Here is a 21,638-nt window from a genome sequence, read left to right as displayed (position 1 = left end):
AGCGGCTGCTCTTCTGCTTGGCGAGACGCACGAATACCAGAACGAGGAGTTCAAGTATCGGTCGGGAGTTCCAACACCAACCGAGGTGCTTGCCAGTGCGACAACGACCGCCCTTGTGGCCGGCGACGCGCGTACGTTGGTCGAGTCTCGAGAGGCGGAAAGCCTGCCTGCGTCTCCGACAGGTTCAAATCCCGGATCTGCAACCATCTCAAATTACCTTTTCAGGCGGTCGCTTAGCGTTACCCTCGAAGGCAAAGATCACGAGCACGCGACGTAATGGCCCCCACAGGCCAGCACTCACGTCATTGAACAAAATCGTGGTCTAGCGCGCAAAAGCGCAGTTTTGGTGCCCAGGTGCGGAATCGAACCACCAACATCAGCATTCTTCACCCTTACGCTGAACAGCGGCCCTCCCCCACCGACGAAACGAAGACAGGTCCGTTCGCCAAGCGAAAAACGAGATCAGCTTCTCAGTCGCAGGTGGCGGTCCTGCTCTTGTCAATTCGATCGCGTCCAGCCCGACGTCCGCATCATCCCTCAGACCGACTGCTCAAATTTGCCGTCGATAGATTTTTCTTGATCTCTCGGTGCACATGTCTTGCACACGCGGCCATCTAACCAATTGAAAAGCTTGAACTCTCGCTCCAATCCATCATCATGGGCACATTTGAGCTAGCGAGGTCCAACGCGAGGCAAACGCCGATACATTTTCCTACAACTGCACCCCACGCGTGAGTGCGCCGTCGACGACAAGATTTGTGCCCGTGATGAAGCTGGCCGCGCGGCTGGCGAGAAACACTACGGCGTTAGCCATTTCCTGCGGCGTTCCCATCCGACCCATCGGGTTGAGGGCTAACGCAGTCTTGTAGAGTTCGGGATTGTTATCCTTGATCATGTTCCAGACCCCGCCATCGAAATAGGTGTTGCCCGGGGAGACCGAGTTCGCGCGAATACCCTTCCCTGCGAGCTGATTGGCTAGTCCCTGCGTGTAGTGGATGATCGCCGCTTTGAAGGTGCCGTAGGGACCCGCGGCGAAATCGACCTCGCGCCCTGAGACACTGGAAATGGTGACAATCGCGCCGGCGGCACTCTTCTCTAGATAGGGCATGGCCGCATTCACCAGCCGAACCGTACCCATCATGTCGGTCGAAAACTCCTTCTCCCAGCTTTCGTCGTCCTGCCCGATGGCAAGCGCGCTGACATTGGCGACGACGACATCGATGCCGCCGAGCTTGGCCGCCATATCGCCGACCCAAGCCTTCAGTACTGCCGCATCGGAGACGTCGACCGCACCGCCATAGGCCGCGATGCCATTGGCCTTGAGCGCGGCGGTCGTGCTCTCGACCTCGGCCAGATTGCGAGAGCACACGCCGACATTGGCGCCTTCGGCAGCAAATGTCTCGGCGATCGCGCGGCCGATTCCCTTGGTGCTTCCCGTGATGAGAACCCTGGCGCCCTTCAGTCCCAGATTCATGGTCGGATTCCTTTTCTTGGTTCAGTAATTGTTCGCAGCCACCTTGACCAATCCACGATAGCTGTGCGGCATGCGCATCGAAACCAGATCCTTTCGACGCACCACATTGGTCGGATAGACGCTGTCCAGATTGGTCGTGTCGACCAGTGCGGTTGCAATGCCCGTGGCGTCGGCCGCGATCGCGTCCTGCCGCGGAAACGCGAACGTGTCCGGACCGAACACGCCGCTCAGCCCGGGATAGCCGCGTTGGGAATCGACGACATTGGCGAAAGCGAAAAACAGGTTGTTCTCGCCCGCGCGAACGCGAAAATGATGCCAGTGATACTGATCCGGGCCGGTCGGAATCGGCTTTGGCTGCCCCACCTCTGTGCCGGCATGCGACGAACTGAAGCGCCCCTTGATCGCGGCGGGACACGCAATGAGATCGCAGCCGCGCAGCGCCAAGACCCGGCCCGCTTCCGGGAAAGATGCGTCGTGACCGATCAGCAGCCCAATGCGGCCGATCGGCGTGTCAACAACGGTCCAACCGTCACCGGCCGTGGCCCAGCTTTGTTCGTCGGCCGCCAGATGCGTCTTGCGATAGACGGAGATGCTTCCATCGGGCGCTACCAGGCAAGCGCTGTTGTAGACCAGATCGTCGTTGCGCTCGGCGAGGCCGCAGACGAGATAGAGGCCAAGTTCCCCCGCAAGCTTGCCGAGGCTAGCAGTCGCCGGCCCCGGTATCGGCTGCGCCGACTTCGCGGGATCGGTCAGGCCTGTCACTGCTAACTCCGGAAAGACGACAAGCTCCGCCCCCTCTGCTTTTGCCGCCCGCGCGTACGCCTCGATCTCCTTCATATTTTGAGCGGCGTCGTCACCAGGCGCAAATTGCGCGACGCTAACCTGCGACGTCTTGCCGGCGGGCCAAGGCTCGTGGCCATAGAGGCGGAAGAAGTCACGCGGATTCCAGCTGAATGTGTCGGTGAGCAGTTCCGGATAGAGCTCCGGCCGTCGCTGCGCGAACACGGCCTCACCGAGCACGCGGCGCACGCGGGCGGCGTCGAGGTCGATCTCGGACAGCAGGACTCCATCGCCCTTATCAAGCACAGCCGTCACCTGCCCGTCCGGCGCGATCACGCAGCTGCCGCCGCTGAATTGCACCGTGCGTTCGAGCCCCCATCGATTGCTCTCAATGAGGTAGCAGCCGTTCTCGAAAGCGCGGCTGATCCAGTAAGGCGCAGGCGTCCGCTCTGCCAGCCAGTTGGAGATATGGCAGATGACGTCCGCGCCCCCGAGCGCCATCAGCCGCGCGGTTTCCACGAAATGGATGTCCATACAGATCAGCAGTGCGATCCGCCCGATCGGCGTCTCGAACACCTGGTTGTGCAGATCGCCCGCCGCCGCCCATTTCGGCTCGGAGATATAGGGATGCGTCTTGCGGTGGTGACCGACAACGCCGTCGGGGCCGATCAGGACGGCTGTGTTGAAGTAGATGCCGTCCTCATCCACCTCCGGCATGCCGACCACGATGTAACAGGCGTGCTTGCGCGCCAGCGCCGCGAAACGGTTCGTGGTTGGCCCCGGGACCGTCTCGACAAAAGGCGCGACCTCGGCACGGTCGAACCAGCAATAGCCCGTCGTTCCCATTTCCGGCGTGACGATCAGCTTTGCGCCGGCAGCCGCCGCCTGCTCGCAGAGATCGAGCAGGCGCGCAATGTTGCGCTCCTTCTCGAACATGGTCGGCTCGAACTGGACGGCGGCGACTTTGTGTATGCGCGACATGGCCTGGCTAGTCCTCAAACGAGATAGGACTTCTTGATGGAAGCGCCGAGCGTATATTTGGGATCGACCATGTTGCCGACACGCATGCGCCCGGCCTGAGTTAGCAGCATGTAGGCGTCGATCTCGTCGAAGCCGTAGTCGGCCGCCATCCAGCGGCAGAGCTCGCGATAGGCGATGCGGGCGGCATCCTCCATCGGCCGCGCCGAGCCAATGGTCATAATGAACTCCTTCGTCTCGAGCCGCGGCCACGCAATGGTCCAGCCCTTGATCAAGTCGATCTGAACCGTGGTCACGGTCGGATGCTCTATGGCGACGCCGCAGAGCTCGCCATCGCCTTGTGCGGCATGGCAGTCGCCGAGATAAAGCAGCGCACCCTCGGTGTTAACCGGCAGGTAAATGACGGCGCCGACACCGACATCGGGAAGGTCCATGTTGCCACCGTAATAGTCCGGAACCAGCGACGAGATCGCCTCAATCTCCGGCGAGGTGCCGATGGTGCCTATGAAGGGTTCATAGGGCAGCGTGATCTTGTCGTTCCACTTCGTTCCGGTCTTGGCATCGATCTCGAGTTTTTTGACTCGCTCGGGCAGCGCGGGATTGAGCAGCGCAGTTTGGCCAGTGCTGACCAACCCTCCGAAGTCCGGCATGACCACGGTGGTGCCGCACGGCTGCGGTCCCCGTGGCACGATGCTTTCGATATAAACGGCCAGCACGTCGCCTTTTTCGGCGCCATTGACGTGGATTGGTCCGTTCTGCGGATTGAGGAACGGAAAGTTGAGAATCTTGGACGGGCTATCGGTCTCGTGCTTGATTGCGCCTTCGAACGCGTCATGCGTCTCGGCGGAGACGACGGCGCCCGGATCGACCGTCAGCACCGGCTTCACATAGGGGCCGTAGACATAGTGGTACTTGCCTTGCTCGGTTTCGGTGATCCTGTATTCCTTGCCGCGCTCGCCCTTGGCGACACCCTTGCGGGCCATAATCGAATCGTTTTGCCAAGCCATTGCCGTTCTCCTTGGTTATAGGCGTCGCTCTCAAACCGCGAGGTGGCGGCGCATCTCCGCCTCATCGTCGAGCGCCGAGCGGTTAAGGCTTGCGACGATGCGGCCTTTGTCCATGACGTAGCAGCGCTGCGCCATGGCGCGGATCACGTCGAGATTCTGCTCGACCAGGATGATGGTCACACCGGTCCTTCGGTTGAGCTCGACCATGTTGCGCGCGATATCCTGGACGATGTTAGGCTGGATGCCTTCGGACGGCTCGTCCAGCAGGATGAGACTCGGATTGGCAATCAGGACCCGCCCGATCGCGAGTTGCTGCTGCTGGCCGCCGGACATGGCGCCGGCACGCTGGGTCCAGCGCTCGGCGAGAATCGGAAACGCCTCGACAATCTTGCGCCGACCCGCCTCGGGGATGCCTCTGCCCTTGATCGCGGCGCCGACCGCGACGTTCTCGCCGACGGTCAGCCGCGGGAACACGTCGCGCCCCTGCGGCACATAACCCATGCCGAGGCGGGCCCGCTTGTGCGCCGGGAGAGATTCCACCGCCACGCCGCGATAGACGATCGAACCGCTCATCGCTGGCACCAGCCCGATCAGGCTCTTCATCAGCGTGGACTTGCCGACACCGTTGCGTCCGATGACAGCGACGATCTCGCCTTCCCGCACCTCGATCTCGAGACCTTGCAGGACGGGCTTGCCGCCATAGCCGGCGCGTAGAGCCAGCGTCGAGAGGATCACTTCCTTACGCCGCATATCAAGCATGGGCCTGCCCCAGATAGATCGCCGCCACACGCTCGTCGGCCACGATCTCGTCGATCGAGCCTTGCGCAAAGACCTGGCCGAGATGCAACACGGTCACGCGCTGGGCAACCTGGCGCACGAAGGCCATGTCGTGCTCGATCGCCAGCACAGTCATGCCATCGGCATTGAGCCGCTGCACCATCTCCCCAGTCATGTGGGTTTCCTCCGGCGACATGCCGGCGGTCGGCTCGTCGAGCAACAGAAGACTCGGTTTCAAGCTGATAGCCATGCCGATCTCAAGCCACTGCTTCTGGCCGTGGCTAAGATTGCCGGCGGTCTGCGCCTGCTCGCTCTCCAGTCCGAGGAAGACGAGCAGTCTGTCGATCTCCGCTTCGAGTTCCCTACCGCGATGTCGGCTCTGTAAGGCGATCTCAAGGTTCTGGCGGACGGATAAGCCCTTGAACACTCCAGGCACCTGGAACTTGACCGACAGTCCGCGGCGAATCCTCGCAAAGGACTTCAGCGCCGTGATGTTCTCTCCCGCGAAGAGGACATCGCCGCTGCCGGGATGGTGCTCGCCGAGGATCAGGCGGAACAGCGTGCTCTTGCCGGCGCCGTTCGGGCCAATCAGGCAGTGGATCTCACCCGTCTCCAACGTGAGGTCAACGGCATTGGTGACGTGCAGGCCGCCAAAATGCTTGTTCAGTTTACGAAGCTCGAGCAACGACATCAGCCGGCCCTTTGGGTGACGCGCGCGGCAAGCCGTCCGAGCCAGTTCATCGTCCCGAGCACGAGACCGTTCGGGGCGACGAGGACGGTCAGCACCAGCAGCACACCCATGAAAACGAGCGCATACTGGCTGCCGTAGATCGTGAGCGCCTGGAATGCCGCCAGCACCACCAGCGTGCCGACCACGGTCGAGGTCAGATCACTGCGCCCGCCGACCGCAACCCAGATCAGCGGTAGCGCCGCTGCCGTCATACCCATGCTAGATGGCGTGATATATTGTCCCCACGCCGTGTAGAGCACGCCCGATATCCCCGCGAGCACGGCGCCAATGACGAAAGTGATGAGCTGATATTTGCGCACATCGTAGCCCAGCATCTCCGCCCGTTCCGGGTTCTCGCGAATCGCGACGATCACGTTGCCGAACGACGAGTTCATTAGGATGCGCAAGGCCAGATAGACGAAGACCAAGAGGCCAAGCACGAAATAGTAAAGCCCAACATCAGCGAATAGCACGATCGGCTCGCCCGGCCACGGGATGGTCAGAGGCGGCATCGCGCTCATGCCGTTGAAGCCGTTGAGCCGCGCGCTACCAATGTGCCACTCCGGCCCCGCGGTCTGCGCCATGAAGCGCTCCAACATCAGGGTCACGGCGAGCGTGACGATGCCGAGGAATACGCCGGCGATGCGGCCGAAAAACATGAAGTAGCCGAGCAAGGCCGCAAAGAGCGCCGCAATCGCGATCGCTGCCACCAGCGCCACCAATGTGAATCCATAGGCCGAACCGAAATTGAGGGTTAGGACGCCGTAGCCGTACCCCGCGATGCCGAAGAACGCGGTTTGCCCGAAAGACAGTGAGCCGCCATAGCCCCAGATCAGGCAAAGGCTGAGAGCGATGAACACCCAGACGAAGAAGTAGACGGTGTTGCCGACCGTGTAGCCGTCGCTGAACAGCGGATAGGCGAGCGCGATCATCATCACGACGGCAAACAGGCTCCAGAAGGCTGGACCACGACCGACGGTCTGCGGGCCTTCGAGACGACGAAAGAAAGAGACGAAACCACTCACGACGCCATCACTCCGTCAGGTGCGTTCGCGCAGCACGAAGCCGGAGATGCCCTTCGGCAGCACCCGGACCACAATGATGACGGCGACCAAAAGACCGATCTGGCCAAACAGCTGTCCCTGCCACGACGTCATGGCCGATTTCACCACTGCCAGCACGCCCCCGGCCGGCGCGGTGCCGAGGAAGACGTCGGCGCCGCCGATCACCACGGTGACGAAAGCTTCCATGATGAAGGTCGCGCCCATGGTCGGCACCAGCGTCATGGTCGGCGCATAAAGGCCGCCGGCAAGGCCTGCGAGCCCCGCCCCGCAGGCGAAGGTGAGGCTGTAGATCAGCCGCGTGTCGACGCCGAGTGCCGCCGCCATATGCGGCACCTGAATGGTGGCACGCGCCAGCACGCCGAAGCGCGTCCAGTTGAACAGGGCGTAGAGACCCGCGAGCACGCCGAGTGCGGCGCAGAACAGCACGATGCGATAGATCGAATAGGAATAGTCACCGACCTGGAAGCTGCCAAACGGCGTGCCGACACCAGCCATGGTCGATCCGACCATGATTAGCGTGCCTTGCGTCGCGATCAGGCTGAGCCCCCAGGTCGCGACTATGGTGTCGAGCGGCCGGTCGTAAAGATGGCGGATGACGGTGAGCTCGACCAGGACGCCGACCAGCGCGGACACGATCGTTCCTACCAATATCCCTAGCGGCAACGGCAGGCCGGCATGCACGGTGGCAGCCGTCACATAGGCGCCGCACATGATGAACTCGCCATGGGCGAGATTGATCACGCCCATCATGCCAAAGATCACCGCTAGCCCGCAGGCCGACAGCACCAGAAACGCGAAGGCGTCGCCGAATTGATAGAGTGCAGAAAATGCGAGGGTCGCGATGTCCATGAACCTGCCAGACTGGTGAGAGAAGCGGCGTTGCCGCCGCGAATGTCCGTGATCGCCCCGGCGTGCCGGGAACGCCGGGGCGATCGACCGCCGTCAGGGCTTCGGCGGCGGATTCGACGGCGTGTACTGGGCCATCGGATCTTTCTTCGTCAGGTCGCAGCCGGCTTCACCGAGCCAGTAGGGCTTGATGTCCTCCCAGGTCTTCGGGAAGGAGATCGAATGATCGGCGCCCACCTTGGCGAGATAGATCGTGTGCGACATGTGCTGGCTCTTCGGGTCGATGCAGACCTTCCCTTCCGGCGCATCCATGCAGACGTCACCCATCGCGATCACCTTGCGGATATCCTCGCGCTTGGTCGACTTCGCCCGCTCCACCATCTGTTTGTAGAGATAGACGGCGAGGTAAGAGTTTTCCGCCTCCTGGTTCACATAGGGCTCGCTCGGAAACTTGGCCTTGAACTTGGCGTAGAATTCCTTGCTCTTGGGCGAGTCGATCTCCTCGATGTAGTTGGTGGTGACGTACATGTCCTTCAGGCTCGGCGGCTTGAAGCGCTTGTGCTCGTAGCCCTGTCCGACGTTGACCGAGGACGCCATCGGAAGGTTGACGTTGGCGGAGGCGGCCTGCTCGTAATAGGAGGCCTGCGCGGTGCCGACCAGCAGCGTGACCACGAAGTCCGGCTTGGCCTTCTGGATATTCTGGATGCTCTGCGAGAACTGCGACACGCCGAGGGGGATGAACTCCTCGCCGGCCATCTTGCCGCCGTTCTCCTTAACGATCTTGCGCACCCACTCCGCCGAGATCTGGCCGAAATTGTAGTCGGCTGCCAGCGTGTAGACGTTCTTGCCGTACTTCTCCATCATGTAGGGAATGAGCGTGGAGAACTGCTGCTCCGGCACCGCGCCGGTGACAATCATGTGGCCGTCGCAGACGCCACCTTCATACTGGTTGTTGTAGAAGGCGAAGCCGTTGAACTGGTCGACGATCGGCCGATAAGCCTCGCGCGAGGCCGACGAGAAGCCCGCGAAGACGACGTCAACCTTGTCGCGCTGGAGCACACGGCGCATGAATTCCTGGTAGCGCGTGTTGTCAGACTGTGTGTCGTAGGGAACGAGCTCGATCGGCCGGCCCATGATGCCGCCGGCCTTGTTGATCTCGTCGGCGGCAAGTTGGATGGCGTGGACCTTGCCGATGGTGGCGGCGGCGAAGTCGCCGGACTGATCCTCCAGCACGCCGAGCTTGATCGGGTTTTCCGCCGCGAGTGCCGAGGGCGATCCAAGATGTGATCCGAGGACAAGCGTCCCCGTGAGGGCTGCGGCACGCAGCCCCCGCAATACAGACTTGCTCATTTTTCTTCTCCTAGATGGCTTGCTTGTTGCCGCCTTGCAGCATGATGCCGGTCGTGCGGCCGGTCGTATCGGGCGGCTTCGCCCTCTTGCTCAGAAACTCCTCGGAATAGAGTTCCATGTTCTGCCGCGCGCGCATGCTTTCGCGACGGAGCCGGGAATAGGCATCCTCCTCGTCGAGGCCGTCCTGCTGCATCAGCAGGATGACGGCCCGGATCACCGCGCGGCGGCCGCGGCGGCGTTCCTCGAGGCCCTGCAAGCGCTCATACATCTCGGCGCGCAGCAGGAACTGATTGATGCCCATGAAGAGCGAGGTATAGACCGCGCCGCCATGCACCGGCTTGCGCAGGAATGAGGTGGCGCCGAGATTGACGAGCGCCTTGAGCCGGCTCGGCGCCTCGACGCCGACGAGGCCGATCACCGGCACCGGCGGCAGCCGCGAGGCCGGATTGACTTCGATCGCGACCGCGCCTTCGAGATCGCCGTCGACGAACAGGATGTCACGGTCGGACTGAAGGCCAGCGACGTCGATATGCGCGTGGCCGTCGATAATCTCCGGATATTCGGTGGAGACGCCGAGCTTGGCGAGCGTCGTTTCGAGCGCGCTCTCCCATCCCCCTCGCCGGGTGACGACGATGGCGCGGCCGCCCTTGAAGTTCTGTAGCAGTCGGGAGCTCATGATTGCACCACCTTCAACAGCGGAGAGCGCATCGCGCTGGCAAAGCGCGGTGACGACTGAACGAGATAGGGATCGGGCGCGATCGGCTCGCGGGATTCCAGCAGCACCTCGAACTGGCCGTTGGCGGCCGAGCGTCCGATCCGTGGTGTCAGCCAGGCGTGAAAGGTCTGCCGGTCGATACGGACTTCCCCTTGCGGAGCGCGCAGCCGCTGATCGGCCACGGCGGCGCGCACCGTACGAGCGTCGTCGGTGCCGGCCTGCGACAATGCCGCCGCGAGCAGCTTGACGGCGATGTAGGAGGATTCAGCATCTGCCGACGAGACCGGTCCATCCGGAAAGGACGCCGTGTAGGCGCGGATGAAGGCGGCATTTTCCGACGAATTCAGCGAGGAGAAGTAGACGCTTGAGGACAGATGTCCGTCGACCGCGTCCGGGCCGATCTCCGGCAATTCCGGTTCCGACAGCGTGCAGCTCGCGACCGGAATTTCGGCAGCCTGGTCGATGCCGCGCGTCCGGCAGGCGGCCCGGAACGCGCGGAAAAAGGCATAGGCGCTGGTGCCGATCAGATTGTTGAAGACGAAGTCGGGACGCTGATTGATGATCGCCTTGATCACCTGGTCGACCTCGGTATCACCGACCGGAAGATAGCGCTCGGCGAGCACGGTCCCGCCCCGCGCGATCAGCGCCTCGCGGAAGATGCGGTTGTTCTCCCACGCCCAGATGTAGTTGGAGCCGACACAGAACGCGCGCGAGCCGACGCGGGACGCCAGATAGTCGACCAACGGCAGCACGTGCTGGTTCGGCGCGGCGCCGGTGTAGATGACGTTATCGGAGCTTTCGAAGCCCTCGTAGTGAGACGGATACCACAACAGTCCGTCGAACTTCTCGAAGCACGGGATCACCTCCTTGCGGCTCGACGAAGTGTAGCAGCCGACCACATGCCGGATGTCGGAGCCGAGAAGCTCGAGACTGAGCGAACGATAGCGCGCGAGGTCGCCGGACGGGTTGACCACCACCGGCTCCAGCTCGACGTCCTGGCCGCTGGCATTGACCTCCTGGAACGCTAGCAACGCGCCATTGAGGATCGAACGCGCGACGACGCTGTAGGAGCCCGTCGTCGAGAACATCACGCCAATCCGATACCGTTTCCGCGCCATCACTCGATCCAAAAACAAAAAAAGCGCCCGCCGGCTGTGAAGCCGAGGGCGCCCTCGCCGCCAACCAAACACGCAAAGAATGCGTGGCGTTGGAAATGATTGAACTCATCGCGTTGCTGGGCCGTGTTGCCCTACGCTTGCACGATACGGTCGTTGAGATCGGATATTATGTCAAGCGCGTTGTTGCAGCGAACACTGCCGCAATTCGTGTCGGCCTGTAGCAAAACTGTGCAAGGGGACTCGTGATTGTCGGATAGAGCGATTGGCGACAGGCAAACCCGTTCGCGCCGGGCCGCGCTGATAGAACGCAAATAGAGAACAGCGCCGAGCACCACACTGTCGGACTCGCAGTTTGTCAGACTCATTTTTGCAAAATCGATGCCGTTCTTGACCAAATTTTGGATCGGATCATAGTGGCCGCGCGGCGGAACGACCGATGACGCGCGCTGGACTGCCCGACGGTTCGATCGAGGCAGCGTCGCTCGCTGACTATGTCGCTGCGGCATCCAACTCTGACGGCGTCGCACCGGCTTCGATATCCTTGAGCAGTTGCAGCAATCTGGCGCCTCCCTCCATCAGATCGGCCTGGATCGACTGCTTCACGGCCTCGGGATTTCTTGCGGCGAGACCGTCAAGCACGTTGAGATGCTGATGCCGTCCCGGATAGGTCGGGGAGGCGCCGGCTACTCGAGGCGTGTGGGGCCGTGCTCCTTGAGCCAGTTTGCGACCGAGGCCTTATCGATCAGCCGGTTCAACGCATTCGTGACGATGTCGCGGCTGGGACAGCAAGATCGGAGATCTGGGCCTCGCATGCGGATCGGTTTGAAACGCCCCGCCTTGTAGACTGACATTTTCTCACCGCGACACGTCAGTCGGTCGAGTCCATCATAGGCAAGTTTGAGCTAGCTCTAGCAAATCATGCCCAATCTGCTGCGGGTGAGCGCCTGCGCGCTGCGGCTCTCTGAAAGCATGCAGATCATCGGTCGAACGCCGCATGATTCGTGAAATGTTTGCCACGATGACCGTTCCGGTCTTCATATGGCATCGAGCGCGAAGCGGCTGCGACCCGCCCTGCAATGACAGCGGGCGACGCCCCGGTCGCTCACGCCGCGGCCTCACGCATCATCGCCTTCAGCATCTCCGCGAGCACGCTGGCGATCGCGCTCGTCCCGCGCTCGTGGCCGATCAGCATGAGCGTCTGCGTCTCGTGCGCCAACTCGCGCACCGGCACATAGACGAGGCGGCCGACGCGCCGCTCGAACTCGATGTCGAACGGCGTAAGAAAGGTAATGCCATTATCAAGAATGGCAGCGTGGCGCATGATCTCGATGGCGTTGGTTTCGATGATCGGCAGCGGTTCCAGCGAGGCTTTCGCAAATGCCGAATCGAGGTAAGGCCGGATCACGGTCGACCCGTCGGCGATCACCAGCGGATAGTCGACGCACTCGCCGAGCCGGATCTGGTTGCGCTTGGCGAGCGGATGGCTCGGCGCCATCACCGCGCCGAGTTTGCCGGCGGCGCGGGCCAGCACCTTCAGGTGACTGCCGCGGGTGAAATCGAAGCCGATGCCGAGGTCGGCCTCGCCGCTGGCGACCGCGGATTGAATGTCCTCGCCCGTGGTCAGCAGCGTCAGACAGAGCCGCACCCGGGGATTGGAAACACGGAACTGCTTGACGGTGCCGGGCACGAGGTTCGAAGCGAGACCGCTCATCATCGCCACCGTGATCTCGCCCCGGCGCAAACCTTTCAGTTCCTCGATCTTGCCCTGCGCGCGGGTCAATTCCTTCAGGGTCTGGCGAATGTGGCCAACCAGCACCTCGCCCGCCGCGGTCAGAATCAGCTTGCGCGGCAGCCGTTGGAAAATGGGCGTGCCGAGTTCGGTCTCAAGCGCAAGAATCTGGCGACTGATGGCGGAGGCCGCGACGTTAAGATGGCTCGCAGCCTTGCGGATCGATCCGGTGCGCGCCACCTCGTCCACATAGGTCAACAGGCGGCTATGCAGCATCCCCTTGCTCCTGCTTGGAAAAGAGCCTCGCTCCGGAGGATGCTGTTACGTTGCCTAAAAGGCAACAGTGTTTGCGAAATAAAGCGCTTTTGTGCAAGCCTTCCGGCGTGCTGAATCCATCGTGGCTCGTCACGCGTACGTCCGCACGTCGAACCGGCCACAATCAGGAGCCTCCCTCATGGCGTTCAGCGTCGAAAACCTCGCTCAGTCCAAGGCCTTCCGCATCTCGCCGACGGACACCAACTATTTCGTGATGCTGTTCGATCATGAGAGCGACCGGATCGACAACATCTTCGTCATCGAAATCTTCCGGCCGGGCGGCGCGACGCCGCCCAACGAACATGCGACGGCGCACGAATTCTTCCACGTGCTGCACGGCGAGGGAGTCGCGCGCTGCGACGGCAAGACGCTGCCGATCAGAAAGGGCGACTCGCTGCTGCTGCATCCCGGCTCCGAGCACGTGATCGAGAATACCGGGGCCGGCAAGCTGTATTGCCTGACGGTGATGACACCGAACGAAGGCTTTGCCGAATTGATCCGCGGCGGCGAACCGGTCGAGATCGAGGCCGACGACATCGCGGTGCTGCGGGGGCGCGACCAGGCGGATCAACGATGACCAACACCCGCCTCCAACCGGTCGATGATCTCATGCCGCTCGGCGCCAGCACGCGCAACCGCTGGTCGGTCTCGGCGACCCGGGCAAACCTTATCCGGCCACCGGTCGTGCCGCAGCCGGTGACGATCGATGCCGGCGCCAAGCTCGTAACCTTCGATCTCGCGCGCACCGCCATCATTGTCGTCGACATGCAGAACGACTTCTGCCATCCGGACGGCTGGCTTGCCCACATCGGTGTCGATGTGACGCCGGCACGCGCACCGATCGCGCCGCTGCAACGGCTGTTGCCAGTGCTGCGCGGCCTCGACGTGCCGGTGATCTGGCTCAACTGGGGCAACCGGCCCGATCGGCTCAACCTCAGCCCGGCTCTGCTGCATGTCTACAAGCCGTCCGGCACAGGCGTCGGCCTCGGTGACCGGCTGCCGGGCTCCGGTGCGCGGGTGCTGGAACGCGGCAGTTGGTCAGCCTCGATTGTCGAAGAGCTGACGGTCGAGTCCACCGACATTCATGTCGCCAAATATCGCATGTCAGGATTCCAGGACACCGAGCTCGATAGCATCCTGCGCAACCTCAATGTCACGACGCTCTTGTTCGCCGGAGTCAATGCCGACCAGTGCGTGCTCTGCACGCTGCAGGACGCCAACTTCCATGGCTACGACTGCATGCTGCTGCGCGACTGCGCAGCCACCACCTCACCGGACTACTGCATGGCCGCGACCGTCTACAACGTAAACCAATGCTTCGGCTTTGTGCTGGAGTCTTCCGTCCTTGCCGCTGCCCTCGCCGGCAAGCGGGCCACCATCGCCGAGGTGAACGCGCCATGAACGATCTCACGTCTTTTGACGCATCCAACAGGCATCCATCGACGGACAGACTGGCACCGCTGCTCGCCGAGCTCGGCGATATCCCGGTCGTGACTGATCCCACAATCGTGCGCCGGCGCTCGCGCGATTTCTTCTGGTACAGCCCGGTCCTCAACGATCAGCTCAACGACAAGTCGGCCGATCTAATCGTCGCGCCACGCGACGAGGCCGATATTGTTCGCGTCGCCGCAGCCTGCGTACGCCACCGCGTGCCACTGACGGTGCGGGCCGGCGGCACCGGCAATTACGGCCAAGCGGTACCGCTCGCCGGCGGCGTGCTGCTCGACGTCACCGCGCTCGACACGATCGAATGGATCAGACCCGGACAGATCCGTGTCGGCGCCGGCGCCAAAATGAATGCGATCGACGCCGCGACACGGCCGTCCGGCTATGAGCTGCGGATGCATCCCTCCACCAAGCGCACCGCGACCATTGGCGGTTTCGTCGCTGGCGGATCCGGCGGCATCGGCTCGATCACCTATGGCGGCTTGCGCGAACCCGGCAATATCCTCGCCGCGCGCATCGTCACCATGGAGTCGGAGCCCCGCATCATCGAACTGCGCGACGACGCGGCGCAGAAGATCAACCGTGCCTACGGCACCACGGGCATCATCACCGCGCTCGAAATGCCGCTGGCGCCCGCACAGCCATGGATCGATGTGGTGGTCGCTTTCGACGATTTCCTGGCCGCGGTCGAATTCGGCCGTGCCGCGGCGCTTTCCGACGGCATCATCAAGAAACTGCTGGCGCCCATCACATGGCCGCTGCCGTCCTATTTTGGTGCGCTCAAATCCTGCTGCCCCGAGGGCAAGAGTATTCTGATCGCGATGATCGCCGAGCGCTCGCTGGAAGACTTCAGGGATCTGCTCGGCGATCGCGGCACCATCACTCTGGAGATGCCGACCGACGAAGGCCCCGGCAAGGTGCCGCTGTACGAATACACCTGGAATCATACCACCCTGCAGGTGCTCAAGAGCGATCGCACGGTGACCTATCTGCAATGCCTGTACCCCCATGACCGGCTGCTGCAGAAGGTCGAGGAGATGCGCACGATGTTTCCGGACGAGGTGCTGCAGCATCTCGAGTTCATCCGTTTCAACGGCCAGTTGACCTGCAGCGGACTGCCGGTGGTGCGGTACAGCGACGCGGAGCGGCTGAACGAGATCATCCGCCTGCACGAGGCGCACGAGGTCCATATCGCCAATCCGCACGTGTACACCGTCGAGGATGGCAGCCGCTACAAACGCGTCGATGTCGATCAGCTTGGTTTCAAACATGAGGTCGATCCCCACGGCCTGCTCAATCCCGGCAAGATGCGCAGCTTCGTGGCGGAGCGCTGACGGGAACATCACGATGGGAACGATATTCGGCGAGACGAACTGGCGATCGATGAGCCAGGAGCAGCGCGATCTCGGGCTCAATAACAGCGCCGCCGTACCGGGCAGCGCAGAGCTTGTCGCGAGCTGGGAGCAGCGGTCCGCCGCCATGCGGGACAAGCATTCCGCGCATCTCGACCTGAGATACGGTCCACGCGACCGTAATCGGATCGATTTCCTCAAGGCCGCCGAGGGCGGCCCGACGCTGGTGCTGATTCACGGCGGCTACTGGCAGATGCGCTCGAAGGAAACCGTCACCTGGTTCGCCGAGGGACCGATGGCTCACGGCATCAATGTCGCGCTGATCGGCTATACCCTGGCGCCGGAGGCGACCATGGACGAGATCGTTGCCGAGATCCATCGGGCTCTCGACGCCCTCGCTGAACAGCTTCCCGCGCTCGGCGGCGACCCCAGCCGCATTGTCGTCTCAGGCTGGTCGGCAGGTGGACATCTGGCGACGATCGCGCTGTCGCATCCGCGCGTAAAGGCGGGCATTGCGATCAGCGGCATCTTCGATCTCGAACCGATCCGCCACAGCTTTCTCAACGTCAAGCTCAAGCTTGACGAAGCGACGTCGCGGCGCAATTCGCCGCTGCTGCTCTCAAGCGGCCCCGCGGCACCGCTGGCTCTGGTGGTCGGCGCGGCCGAACTGCCGATGCTGCGCCAACAGACGGCCGACATGGCCGCGCACCGCGCCGTCAACGGATTGCCGGTGAGCTATGAGGAAATTCCCGGCGCCGACCATTTCTCGGTCATGCTCGCGCTGGGCTCGCCGACCGGCCGGATCACGACCCTGATCCGGCAGCTGTTCGAGCGCAGTTGATCAGCGCGGCAGCTTCGCCGCCTTCACGTCGTACAGGAGCTTGATGAATTCCCCCGCGGCGTGCTCGGCGGTGAGACGGCCCTTGTCGGCGGTGGCCTTGTGCGCTTCGCCGACCGCGCCGTCGGGATTGAGGTCGCCGGCGATCCAGGCATAGGCAATGAATCCGGTCGGCCTGAGATGGTCGAAGGCCGCTTCGTCGTCCTCGGCAACGGACCGGAAGTCCTGCGCGCGCGCCATGTCGACCAGTTCCGGGCGGAAATGCAGCATCAGCGAGGTCTCGACGTCACCGCCGTGAATGCCGAATTTCAGCTCGCGCTCGCTGTAAAGGCCGGCCGGCTTGCCGAGCCGCGACCAGGCAGACTTGACCACCAGCATGTCGGCACGCACCCGCAGTTCGCGCGCGACGATGCCCATCACCTCGTCATTGCCGCCATGCGAGTTGACGATCACGAGCTTCCGCACGCCGGCGCGCGCGACCGACAATCCGAGCTCGGTCCAGGCCTCGATCAGCGTCGCCGCCGGCAAGGTCAGGGTGCCGGGCATCCGCAGATGCTCGTTGGATTTGCCGACCTGCTGGATCGGCAGGATCCGGATGTCGAGATCATCGGGCAGACAATCGATCAACGTCTCGAGCATGCCACGGTTGATCGCCGCGTCGACGCCAACCGGCAGATGCGGCCCGTGCTGCTCGATGGCAGCGATCGGCAGGATGGCGATGGTGCTCTCTGGATCGAGGCTTTCGAATTCACGCGAGGCGTATTCGTCCCACCAAGCGCGGCGGCGCAGCTTGTCCATGTTGGATTCCCTTCACGCCGCACCGCGCGGTTGCGGCGCGTACGACCATGATGTCCGACTATGACATCGCGGAGCCGTTGACAATGGTGCGTGCCGAGGCGTGACCCGGCTTTTTATGCGTTGCCTAAAAGGCAACATATGCCTCGAATCAAAATGCTTCCGGATGACAGACGACGCGTGCATCTTTCGCAGTGCCGGGAACGCTGCCACCGGGATTCCGCCCCATCGGAATTCCTTCCGATCGAGATCACACCGAGGTTGCCATGAACGCCGTCATGACCATCGTGTCCCGCGCCCTGCTCGCCGCCGCGGCTTGCCTTGGCTTCGTCGCCCCGTCGACCGCCGCCGACAAGGTGACATTTCTGACCAGCTGGTTCGCCCAGGCCGAGCATGGCGGCTTCTACCAGGCCAAGGCGACCGGGCTTTACGAGAAGGTCGGGCTCGACGTCACCATCAAGATGGGTGGACCGCAGGTGAACGGATCGCAGCTCCTGCTGGCCGGCGAGACCGACTTCCTGATGGGCTACGACATCCAGGTGCTGAAAGGCCGAGAAAAGGGACTGCCACTGGTGACGGTAGCGTCCTCGTTCCAGTTCGATCTGCAAGGCATCATGGCCCAATGACGACGTGGCAGACCTCGCCGCCTTGAAAGGCAAGCCGATCCTGATCTCCGGTTCGTCGCGGACCACGTTCTGGCCGTGGCTGCGCGCCAAATACGGCTACACCGACGACCAGATCCGCGCCTACACTTTCAACCTGCAACCGTTCTTTGCCGACCCCACGGTGTCGCAGCAGGCCTATCTTTCGTCCGAACCGTTCCAGGCGCAGCAGCAGGGCGCCAAGGCAAAATTCTTCCTGTTCGCCGACGGTGGCTATCCGCCCTACGGTTCGACGATCGTGACGACCGAGAAGATGCTCGCCGAGAACCCCGATGTGGTGGCCCGCTTCGTCAAGGCATCGCTCGAGGGCTGGCGTGACTATCTCAAGAACCCGGAACCGGCCAACGCCCTGATCAAAGTCGACAACCCGAAAATGACCGACGCCCAGATCGCATATGCGATCGACAAGCTGAAGCAGACCAAAGCGCTCGACGGTGGCGACGCCGCCACAAGCGGAATCGGCATCATGACGGCTGCGCGATGGAAGCAGACCTATGACTTCCTGGTCGCCGCCGACCTGCTCGATCCAAAGACCGAATGGCAAAAGGCGTTCACCGATCGCTTTGTCAAGGATCTGAAGATCGGATTCTAGCCCACGGCGCGCAGGCGCGAAGCTTGCAACGATCCGACGATCATTACTCCACGAAGAAGCCTATCATGAATGCTCCCTTGCCCAGCGACCCCCTGGACGCACACACCGCGCGCCGCGCAGCCGATCGTCGGCCGGCGGTCGAGGTGCTGTCCGCAGAAAAGATCTTCGCCAACGGCACCCGCGCCCTGGCGCCGATCGACCTCACGATCGCCGAGGGTGAATTCCTCACTTTGATCGGCCCGTCCGGTTGCGGCAAAAGTACGCTGCTTAAGCTGATCGCCAATCTCATCCAGCCGTCGGACGGTCGCATTTTGTGGTGGCGTGGCGATTCCGGACAGGTCGGCCAGGACGGCCGCGGCCTCGCCTTCGTATTCCAGGAGCCGACCCTGATGCCCTGGGCGCGGGTCGATACCAATGTGCGGCTGCCGCTCGACCTCGCCGACGTGCCACGCGGCAAGGCCGATCCGCGGGTCAGCGACGCCATCGCCCGGGTCGGCCTCTCGGCCTTTGCCCAGCATTACCCGCGCCAGCTCTCCGGCGGCATGAAGATGCGGGTGTCGATCGCCCGCGCGCTCGCCACTGACCCGACCCTGCTGTTGATGGACGAGCCATTCGGCGCGCTCGATGAATTCACCCGCAACAAGCTCGATGACGATCTGATCAAGTTGTGGTGGGAACGCAAGCTGACCACGGTGTTTGTCACCCACTCGATCTATGAAGCCGTGTTCCTGTCGACCCGGATCGTGGTGCTCGCCGCGAACCCAGGCCGCATTTTCCGCACCATGACGATCGATGAACCGCAACCACGCGGCCAGGATTTCCGCGACAGCGCCCGGTTTGCCGCCTATTGCCGCGAACTGTCGACCTGGCTCGCCGAAGCGTCGTTGCCGTCAGTATCGGGAGCCACGCCATGAAGCCGCTGTTGCAATCGGAGACTTTCGTGCGAATCGCGGCGCCGCTCGCGGTCGGCGTGGTGCTGCTCGCGGTCTGGGAAATCGGCTGCCGCCTCGGTTCGATCCCGGTCTATCTGTTTCCGAAACCGAGCGACATCATCGCCAGTCTGATCAAGAATGGCCCATCGCTGCTGCGCGCACTGCTGATCACCTTACGCATCACCCTTCAGGCGTTCGCCGCTGCCGTTGTGCTGGGGACGCTGATCGCCTTCATGTTCGTGCAAAGCCGCGCCATCGAGGTCAGCCTGTTTCCCTATGCAGTGCTACTGCAGGTGACGCCGATCGTGGCGATCGCGCCGCTGATCATCATCCTGGTGAAGAACACGCAACTCTCACTTACGGTGTGCGCGACGCTGGTGGCGTTGTTCCCCATCATCTCCAACACCACGCTGGGCCTGCGCAGCGTCGATCCCGGGCTCGCCAGCTATTTCCGCATGAACCGTGCCAGCCGATTGAAGACCCTGGTGCGGCTGCGGATACCCGGTGCTCTACCGTACTTCTTCGGCGGCCTGCGCATTTCCTCCGGGCTCGCGCTGATCGGCGCAGTGGTCGCCGAGTTCGTCGCCGGCACCGGCGGCCGCTCATCGGGACTTGCCTACGAGATTCTCGATGCCGGATTCCAGCTGGACATTCCAAGGATGTTCGCCGCACTGTTCCTGATCACCGTCACCGGCGTGGTGCTGTTCGGCGCGATGGTGGGACTCTCCAAGCTAGCGCTGTCGAACTGGCACGAGAGCGAGCTTGGAACCGAAGCATGAGTGCATTGCTGATTGAGAATGCCGAGGGGATTTTCACCGGCCTTCCCGGCGAGGCGATGCGTGCCCAGGGATCGATCCGGATTCGCGACGGTGTCATCACGGCGATCGGCGCGCTCACGCCGGAGAGCGGCGAACGGAGGCTGGATGCCTCAGGTTGCGTGATCTATCCCGGATTGATCTCGACCCACCACCACCTGTTCCAGAGCGTGTTGAAGGGGGTGCAGTCCGGCATCAATCAGCCGCTCTCCGGCTGGCTGCGGTCGGTGCCCTATGCGTACTGGTCGAAGATCGACGAGGAGGCGTTGGCGGTCGCGGCCCGGATCGGCCTTGCCGAGCTGCTCCTGTCCGGCACCACAACCGTGGCTGATCACCACTACCTGTTCAGCGATACCTACCGGTTCGATCCGGCGGCGGTGATCTTCGAAGTCGCCCGCAGCCTCGGGCTGCGCCTGGTGCTTTGTCGCGGCGGCGGCACCAAGACGAGCCATATCGGCGGCGGTGACGGAGCGCCGACGCCAATTGAACCGCTCGAGCGCATGCTGGCCTCGGTCGAAGCTTGCGCCCAGCGTTTTCATGATCCCTCTCCCGCCGGTCTCACCAAGGTTGCGATGGCGCCGACGACGCCGACCTGGTCACTAGAGCCGGGCCAGCTTCGCGAGGTGATTGCCGCCTCGCGTCGCATGAAGCTGCGGCTGCACAGCCACCTGTCGGAAACGTCGGACTATGTCGACTTTTGCATGTCCGTGCATGGCAAACGTCCCGTGCACTGGCTTGCCGACCACGACTGGCTCGGTCCCGATATCTGGTACGCGCACATGGTGCATCTCGACGGTGACGAGGTGAAGATCCTGGCCGAGACCGGCACCGGCATGGCGCACTGCCCGCAGTCGAACTGTCGGCTCGGCTCCGGTGTCGCGCCGGCCGACGCCCTCGCGGCACTTGGCGGCGCGGTGTCGCTGGGCGTCGACGGTGCGGCGTCGAACGAGGCTGCCGACATGGTCTGCGAAATGCACAGCGCCTGGCATACCCATCGCGCGGTGAAGGGCGCGAATGCCGTCACCGCCGAAAACGTCGTGCACTGGGCCACGGCCGGCGGCGCGCGGGTGCTCGGCCTGCCGCATGTCGGCACGCTTGCACCGGGCCAGCAGGCGGACATCGCGGTGTTCGATCTCGACCAGCCGCGCCATTTCGGCATGCACGATCTCCTGGTCGCACCGGTGACCTGCGGTGGCGCCAGGGTGCGCCATCTGCTGATTGGCGGGCGGACCGTCGTTGACGACGGCGCCATCCCCGGCCTCGACCTTGCACGACTTCGAACGGACGCTGCGCGCGTCGTGACGCGCATTGCCGCCTAAATCT

21 protein-coding genes and 1 pseudogene are annotated in these 21,638 nt (G+C 63.0%); 9 read left to right on the top strand and 13 right to left on the bottom strand.

Annotation, left to right across the window (positions count from 1 at the left end):
* Nucleotides 1-712 precede the first annotated feature (712 nt).
* The 10 genes from ACE10W_RS15540 to ACE10W_RS15495 all read right to left on the bottom strand — a co-directional run bounded on the left by ACE10W_RS15540 (nucleotide 713) and on the right by ACE10W_RS15495 (nucleotide 10,839).
* Complete coding sequence (locus tag ACE10W_RS15540; protein ID WP_271578568.1) at nucleotides 713-1,474, bottom strand: SDR family NAD(P)-dependent oxidoreductase; 762 nt, start codon at nucleotides 1,472-1,474, stop codon at nucleotides 713-715.
* 21 nt (nucleotides 1,475-1,495) lie between these two features.
* A complete protein-coding gene (locus tag ACE10W_RS15535) occupies nucleotides 1,496-3,235 on the bottom strand; it encodes a nitrilase-related carbon-nitrogen hydrolase (protein ID WP_271578569.1) in 1,740 nt (579 codons plus the stop codon).
* A 14-nt stretch (nucleotides 3,236-3,249) separates the two neighbouring features.
* On the bottom strand, nucleotides 3,250-4,239 hold the full coding sequence (locus tag ACE10W_RS15530) for an acetamidase/formamidase family protein (protein ID WP_271578570.1): 990 nt from the start codon (nucleotides 4,237-4,239) through the stop codon (nucleotides 3,250-3,252).
* Nucleotides 4,240-4,269: 30 nt separating this feature from the next.
* Nucleotides 4,270-4,989, bottom strand: coding sequence for an ABC transporter ATP-binding protein (locus ACE10W_RS15525; RefSeq protein WP_304553766.1), 720 nt, complete (start codon nucleotides 4,987-4,989; stop codon nucleotides 4,270-4,272).
* Nucleotide 4,990: 1 nt separating this feature from the next.
* Nucleotides 4,991-5,707, bottom strand: a complete 717-nt coding sequence (locus tag ACE10W_RS15520; RefSeq protein ID WP_271578571.1) for an ABC transporter ATP-binding protein — start codon at nucleotides 5,705-5,707, stop codon at nucleotides 4,991-4,993.
* A complete protein-coding gene (locus ACE10W_RS15515) occupies nucleotides 5,707-6,771 on the bottom strand; it encodes a branched-chain amino acid ABC transporter permease (RefSeq protein ID WP_304552505.1) in 1,065 nt (354 codons plus the stop codon). The genes ACE10W_RS15520 and ACE10W_RS15515 overlap by 1 nt, the downstream gene beginning before the upstream one ends.
* Before the next feature lie 15 nt (nucleotides 6,772-6,786).
* On the bottom strand, nucleotides 6,787-7,659 hold the full coding sequence (locus tag ACE10W_RS15510; RefSeq protein ID WP_271578573.1) for a branched-chain amino acid ABC transporter permease: 873 nt from the start codon (nucleotides 7,657-7,659) through the stop codon (nucleotides 6,787-6,789).
* 93 nt (nucleotides 7,660-7,752) lie between these two features.
* Complete coding sequence (locus ACE10W_RS15505) at nucleotides 7,753-9,006, bottom strand: urea ABC transporter substrate-binding protein (protein ID WP_045011814.1); 1,254 nt, start codon at nucleotides 9,004-9,006, stop codon at nucleotides 7,753-7,755.
* A gap of 10 nt (nucleotides 9,007-9,016) precedes the next feature.
* The gene (locus ACE10W_RS15500) at nucleotides 9,017-9,682 is read right to left on the bottom strand and encodes an ANTAR domain-containing response regulator (protein ID WP_271578574.1); all 666 of its coding nucleotides are present in this window, start codon (nucleotides 9,680-9,682) and stop codon (nucleotides 9,017-9,019) included.
* A complete protein-coding gene (locus ACE10W_RS15495) occupies nucleotides 9,679-10,839 on the bottom strand; it encodes a transporter substrate-binding domain-containing protein (RefSeq protein WP_304552504.1) in 1,161 nt (386 codons plus the stop codon). The genes ACE10W_RS15500 and ACE10W_RS15495 overlap by 4 nt, the downstream gene beginning before the upstream one ends.
* Nucleotides 10,840-10,934: 95 nt before the next feature.
* On the opposite strand from ACE10W_RS15495, the gene ACE10W_RS15490 reads away from it, so the two are divergent.
* Nucleotides 10,935-11,060: a hypothetical protein gene (locus ACE10W_RS15490; RefSeq protein ID WP_271578576.1), complete on the top strand. Its 126-nt coding sequence runs from the start codon at nucleotides 10,935-10,937 to the stop codon at nucleotides 11,058-11,060.
* A gap of 268 nt (nucleotides 11,061-11,328) precedes the next feature.
* Here ACE10W_RS15490 and ACE10W_RS15485 read toward each other — a convergent pair whose 3' ends face one another.
* Together ACE10W_RS15485 and ACE10W_RS15480 are read right to left on the bottom strand one after the other, a co-directional pair.
* Nucleotides 11,329-11,478, bottom strand: coding sequence for a hypothetical protein (locus ACE10W_RS15485; RefSeq protein WP_271578577.1), 150 nt, complete (start codon nucleotides 11,476-11,478; stop codon nucleotides 11,329-11,331).
* Nucleotides 11,479-11,941: 463 nt separating this feature from the next.
* Nucleotides 11,942-12,844 (bottom strand): LysR family transcriptional regulator, encoded by a 903-nt coding sequence (locus ACE10W_RS15480; protein ID WP_271578578.1) that lies wholly within the window; start codon nucleotides 12,842-12,844, stop codon nucleotides 11,942-11,944.
* A 178-nt stretch (nucleotides 12,845-13,022) separates the two neighbouring features.
* Here ACE10W_RS15480 and ACE10W_RS15475 point away from each other — a divergent pair, with 178 nt between their 5' ends.
* From ACE10W_RS15475 to ACE10W_RS15460, 4 genes are read left to right on the top strand one after another with little or no spacing between them, the layout of a single operon-like run.
* Nucleotides 13,023-13,460 (top strand): cupin domain-containing protein, encoded by a 438-nt coding sequence (locus ACE10W_RS15475; RefSeq protein ID WP_271578579.1) that lies wholly within the window; start codon nucleotides 13,023-13,025, stop codon nucleotides 13,458-13,460.
* Complete coding sequence (locus ACE10W_RS15470) at nucleotides 13,457-14,284, top strand: cysteine hydrolase family protein (protein ID WP_271578580.1); 828 nt, start codon at nucleotides 13,457-13,459, stop codon at nucleotides 14,282-14,284. Before ACE10W_RS15475 ends, ACE10W_RS15470 begins: the two co-directional genes overlap by 4 nt.
* Complete coding sequence (locus ACE10W_RS15465) at nucleotides 14,281-15,663, top strand: FAD-binding oxidoreductase (protein WP_271578581.1); 1,383 nt, start codon at nucleotides 14,281-14,283, stop codon at nucleotides 15,661-15,663. The genes ACE10W_RS15470 and ACE10W_RS15465 overlap by 4 nt, the downstream gene beginning before the upstream one ends.
* Before the next feature lie 13 nt (nucleotides 15,664-15,676).
* Nucleotides 15,677-16,522 carry an alpha/beta hydrolase gene (locus ACE10W_RS15460; protein WP_271578582.1) on the top strand — a complete coding sequence of 282 codons (846 nt, stop codon included), beginning with the start codon at nucleotides 15,677-15,679 and terminating at the stop codon, nucleotides 16,520-16,522.
* Here the strand turns inward: ACE10W_RS15460 and ACE10W_RS15455 are convergent, their stop codons facing one another.
* Complete coding sequence (locus ACE10W_RS15455; protein ID WP_271578583.1) at nucleotides 16,523-17,317, bottom strand: creatininase family protein; 795 nt, start codon at nucleotides 17,315-17,317, stop codon at nucleotides 16,523-16,525.
* A gap of 263 nt (nucleotides 17,318-17,580) precedes the next feature.
* On the opposite strand from ACE10W_RS15455, the pseudogene ACE10W_RS15450 reads away from it, so the two are divergent.
* The 4 genes and pseudogenes from ACE10W_RS15450 to ACE10W_RS15435 all read left to right on the top strand — a co-directional run bounded on the left by ACE10W_RS15450 (nucleotide 17,581) and on the right by ACE10W_RS15435 (nucleotide 21,634).
* A pseudogene (locus tag ACE10W_RS15450) lies at nucleotides 17,581-18,568 on the top strand (ABC transporter substrate-binding protein).
* Between the two features lie 65 nt (nucleotides 18,569-18,633).
* Nucleotides 18,634-19,482: an ABC transporter ATP-binding protein gene (locus tag ACE10W_RS15445; protein ID WP_271578585.1), complete on the top strand. Its 849-nt coding sequence runs from the start codon at nucleotides 18,634-18,636 to the stop codon at nucleotides 19,480-19,482.
* Nucleotides 19,479-20,279, top strand: coding sequence for an ABC transporter permease (locus tag ACE10W_RS15440; protein ID WP_304552502.1), 801 nt, complete (start codon nucleotides 19,479-19,481; stop codon nucleotides 20,277-20,279). The genes ACE10W_RS15445 and ACE10W_RS15440 overlap by 4 nt, the downstream gene beginning before the upstream one ends.
* Nucleotides 20,276-21,634, top strand: coding sequence for an amidohydrolase family protein (locus ACE10W_RS15435; RefSeq protein WP_271578587.1), 1,359 nt, complete (start codon nucleotides 20,276-20,278; stop codon nucleotides 21,632-21,634). Before ACE10W_RS15440 ends, ACE10W_RS15435 begins: the two co-directional genes overlap by 4 nt.
* Nucleotides 21,635-21,638: the final 4 nt, after the last annotated feature.

The organism is Bradyrhizobium sp. B025 (assembly GCF_042257955.1).
Classification (GTDB): Bacteria; Pseudomonadota; Alphaproteobacteria; order Rhizobiales; family Xanthobacteraceae; genus Bradyrhizobium; species Bradyrhizobium diazoefficiens.
Note: the sequence above shows the minus strand (reverse complement) of the source record. Positions and strands in the feature narration are given on the sequence as shown.

Coding starts and splice junctions, on each gene's coding strand:
- ACE10W_RS15535 (WP_271578569.1), bottom strand. CDS start 3,235: ATGTCGCGCATACACAAAGTCGCCGCCGTCCAGTTCGAGCCGACCATG.
- ACE10W_RS15435 (WP_271578587.1), top strand. CDS start 20,276: ATGAGTGCATTGCTGATTGAGAATGCCGAGGGGATTTTCACCGGCCTT.
- ACE10W_RS15500 (WP_271578574.1), bottom strand. CDS start 9,682: ATGAGCTCCCGACTGCTACAGAACTTCAAGGGCGGCCGCGCCATCGTC.
- ACE10W_RS15475 (WP_271578579.1), top strand. CDS start 13,023: ATGGCGTTCAGCGTCGAAAACCTCGCTCAGTCCAAGGCCTTCCGCATC.
- ACE10W_RS15525 (WP_304553766.1), bottom strand. CDS start 4,989: ATGCGGCGTAAGGAAGTGATCCTCTCGACGCTGGCTCTACGCGCCGGC.
- ACE10W_RS15455 (WP_271578583.1), bottom strand. CDS start 17,317: ATGGACAAGCTGCGCCGCCGCGCTTGGTGGGACGAATACGCCTCGCGT.
- ACE10W_RS15440 (WP_304552502.1), top strand. CDS start 19,479: ATGAAGCCGCTGTTGCAATCGGAGACTTTCGTGCGAATCGCGGCGCCG.
- ACE10W_RS15470 (WP_271578580.1), top strand. CDS start 13,457: ATGACCAACACCCGCCTCCAACCGGTCGATGATCTCATGCCGCTCGGC.
- ACE10W_RS15540 (WP_271578568.1), bottom strand. CDS start 1,474: ATGAATCTGGGACTGAAGGGCGCCAGGGTTCTCATCACGGGAAGCACC.
- ACE10W_RS15510 (WP_271578573.1), bottom strand. CDS start 7,659: ATGGACATCGCGACCCTCGCATTTTCTGCACTCTATCAATTCGGCGAC.
- ACE10W_RS15520 (WP_271578571.1), bottom strand. CDS start 5,707: ATGTCGTTGCTCGAGCTTCGTAAACTGAACAAGCATTTTGGCGGCCTG.
- ACE10W_RS15505 (WP_045011814.1), bottom strand. CDS start 9,006: ATGAGCAAGTCTGTATTGCGGGGGCTGCGTGCCGCAGCCCTCACGGGG.
- ACE10W_RS15490 (WP_271578576.1), top strand. CDS start 10,935: ATGATTGAACTCATCGCGTTGCTGGGCCGTGTTGCCCTACGCTTGCAC.
- ACE10W_RS15530 (WP_271578570.1), bottom strand. CDS start 4,239: ATGGCTTGGCAAAACGATTCGATTATGGCCCGCAAGGGTGTCGCCAAG.
- ACE10W_RS15460 (WP_271578582.1), top strand. CDS start 15,677: ATGGGAACGATATTCGGCGAGACGAACTGGCGATCGATGAGCCAGGAG.
- ACE10W_RS15445 (WP_271578585.1), top strand. CDS start 18,634: ATGAATGCTCCCTTGCCCAGCGACCCCCTGGACGCACACACCGCGCGC.
- ACE10W_RS15465 (WP_271578581.1), top strand. CDS start 14,281: ATGAACGATCTCACGTCTTTTGACGCATCCAACAGGCATCCATCGACG.
- ACE10W_RS15495 (WP_304552504.1), bottom strand. CDS start 10,839: ATGGCGCGGAAACGGTATCGGATTGGCGTGATGTTCTCGACGACGGGC.
- ACE10W_RS15480 (WP_271578578.1), bottom strand. CDS start 12,844: ATGCTGCATAGCCGCCTGTTGACCTATGTGGACGAGGTGGCGCGCACC.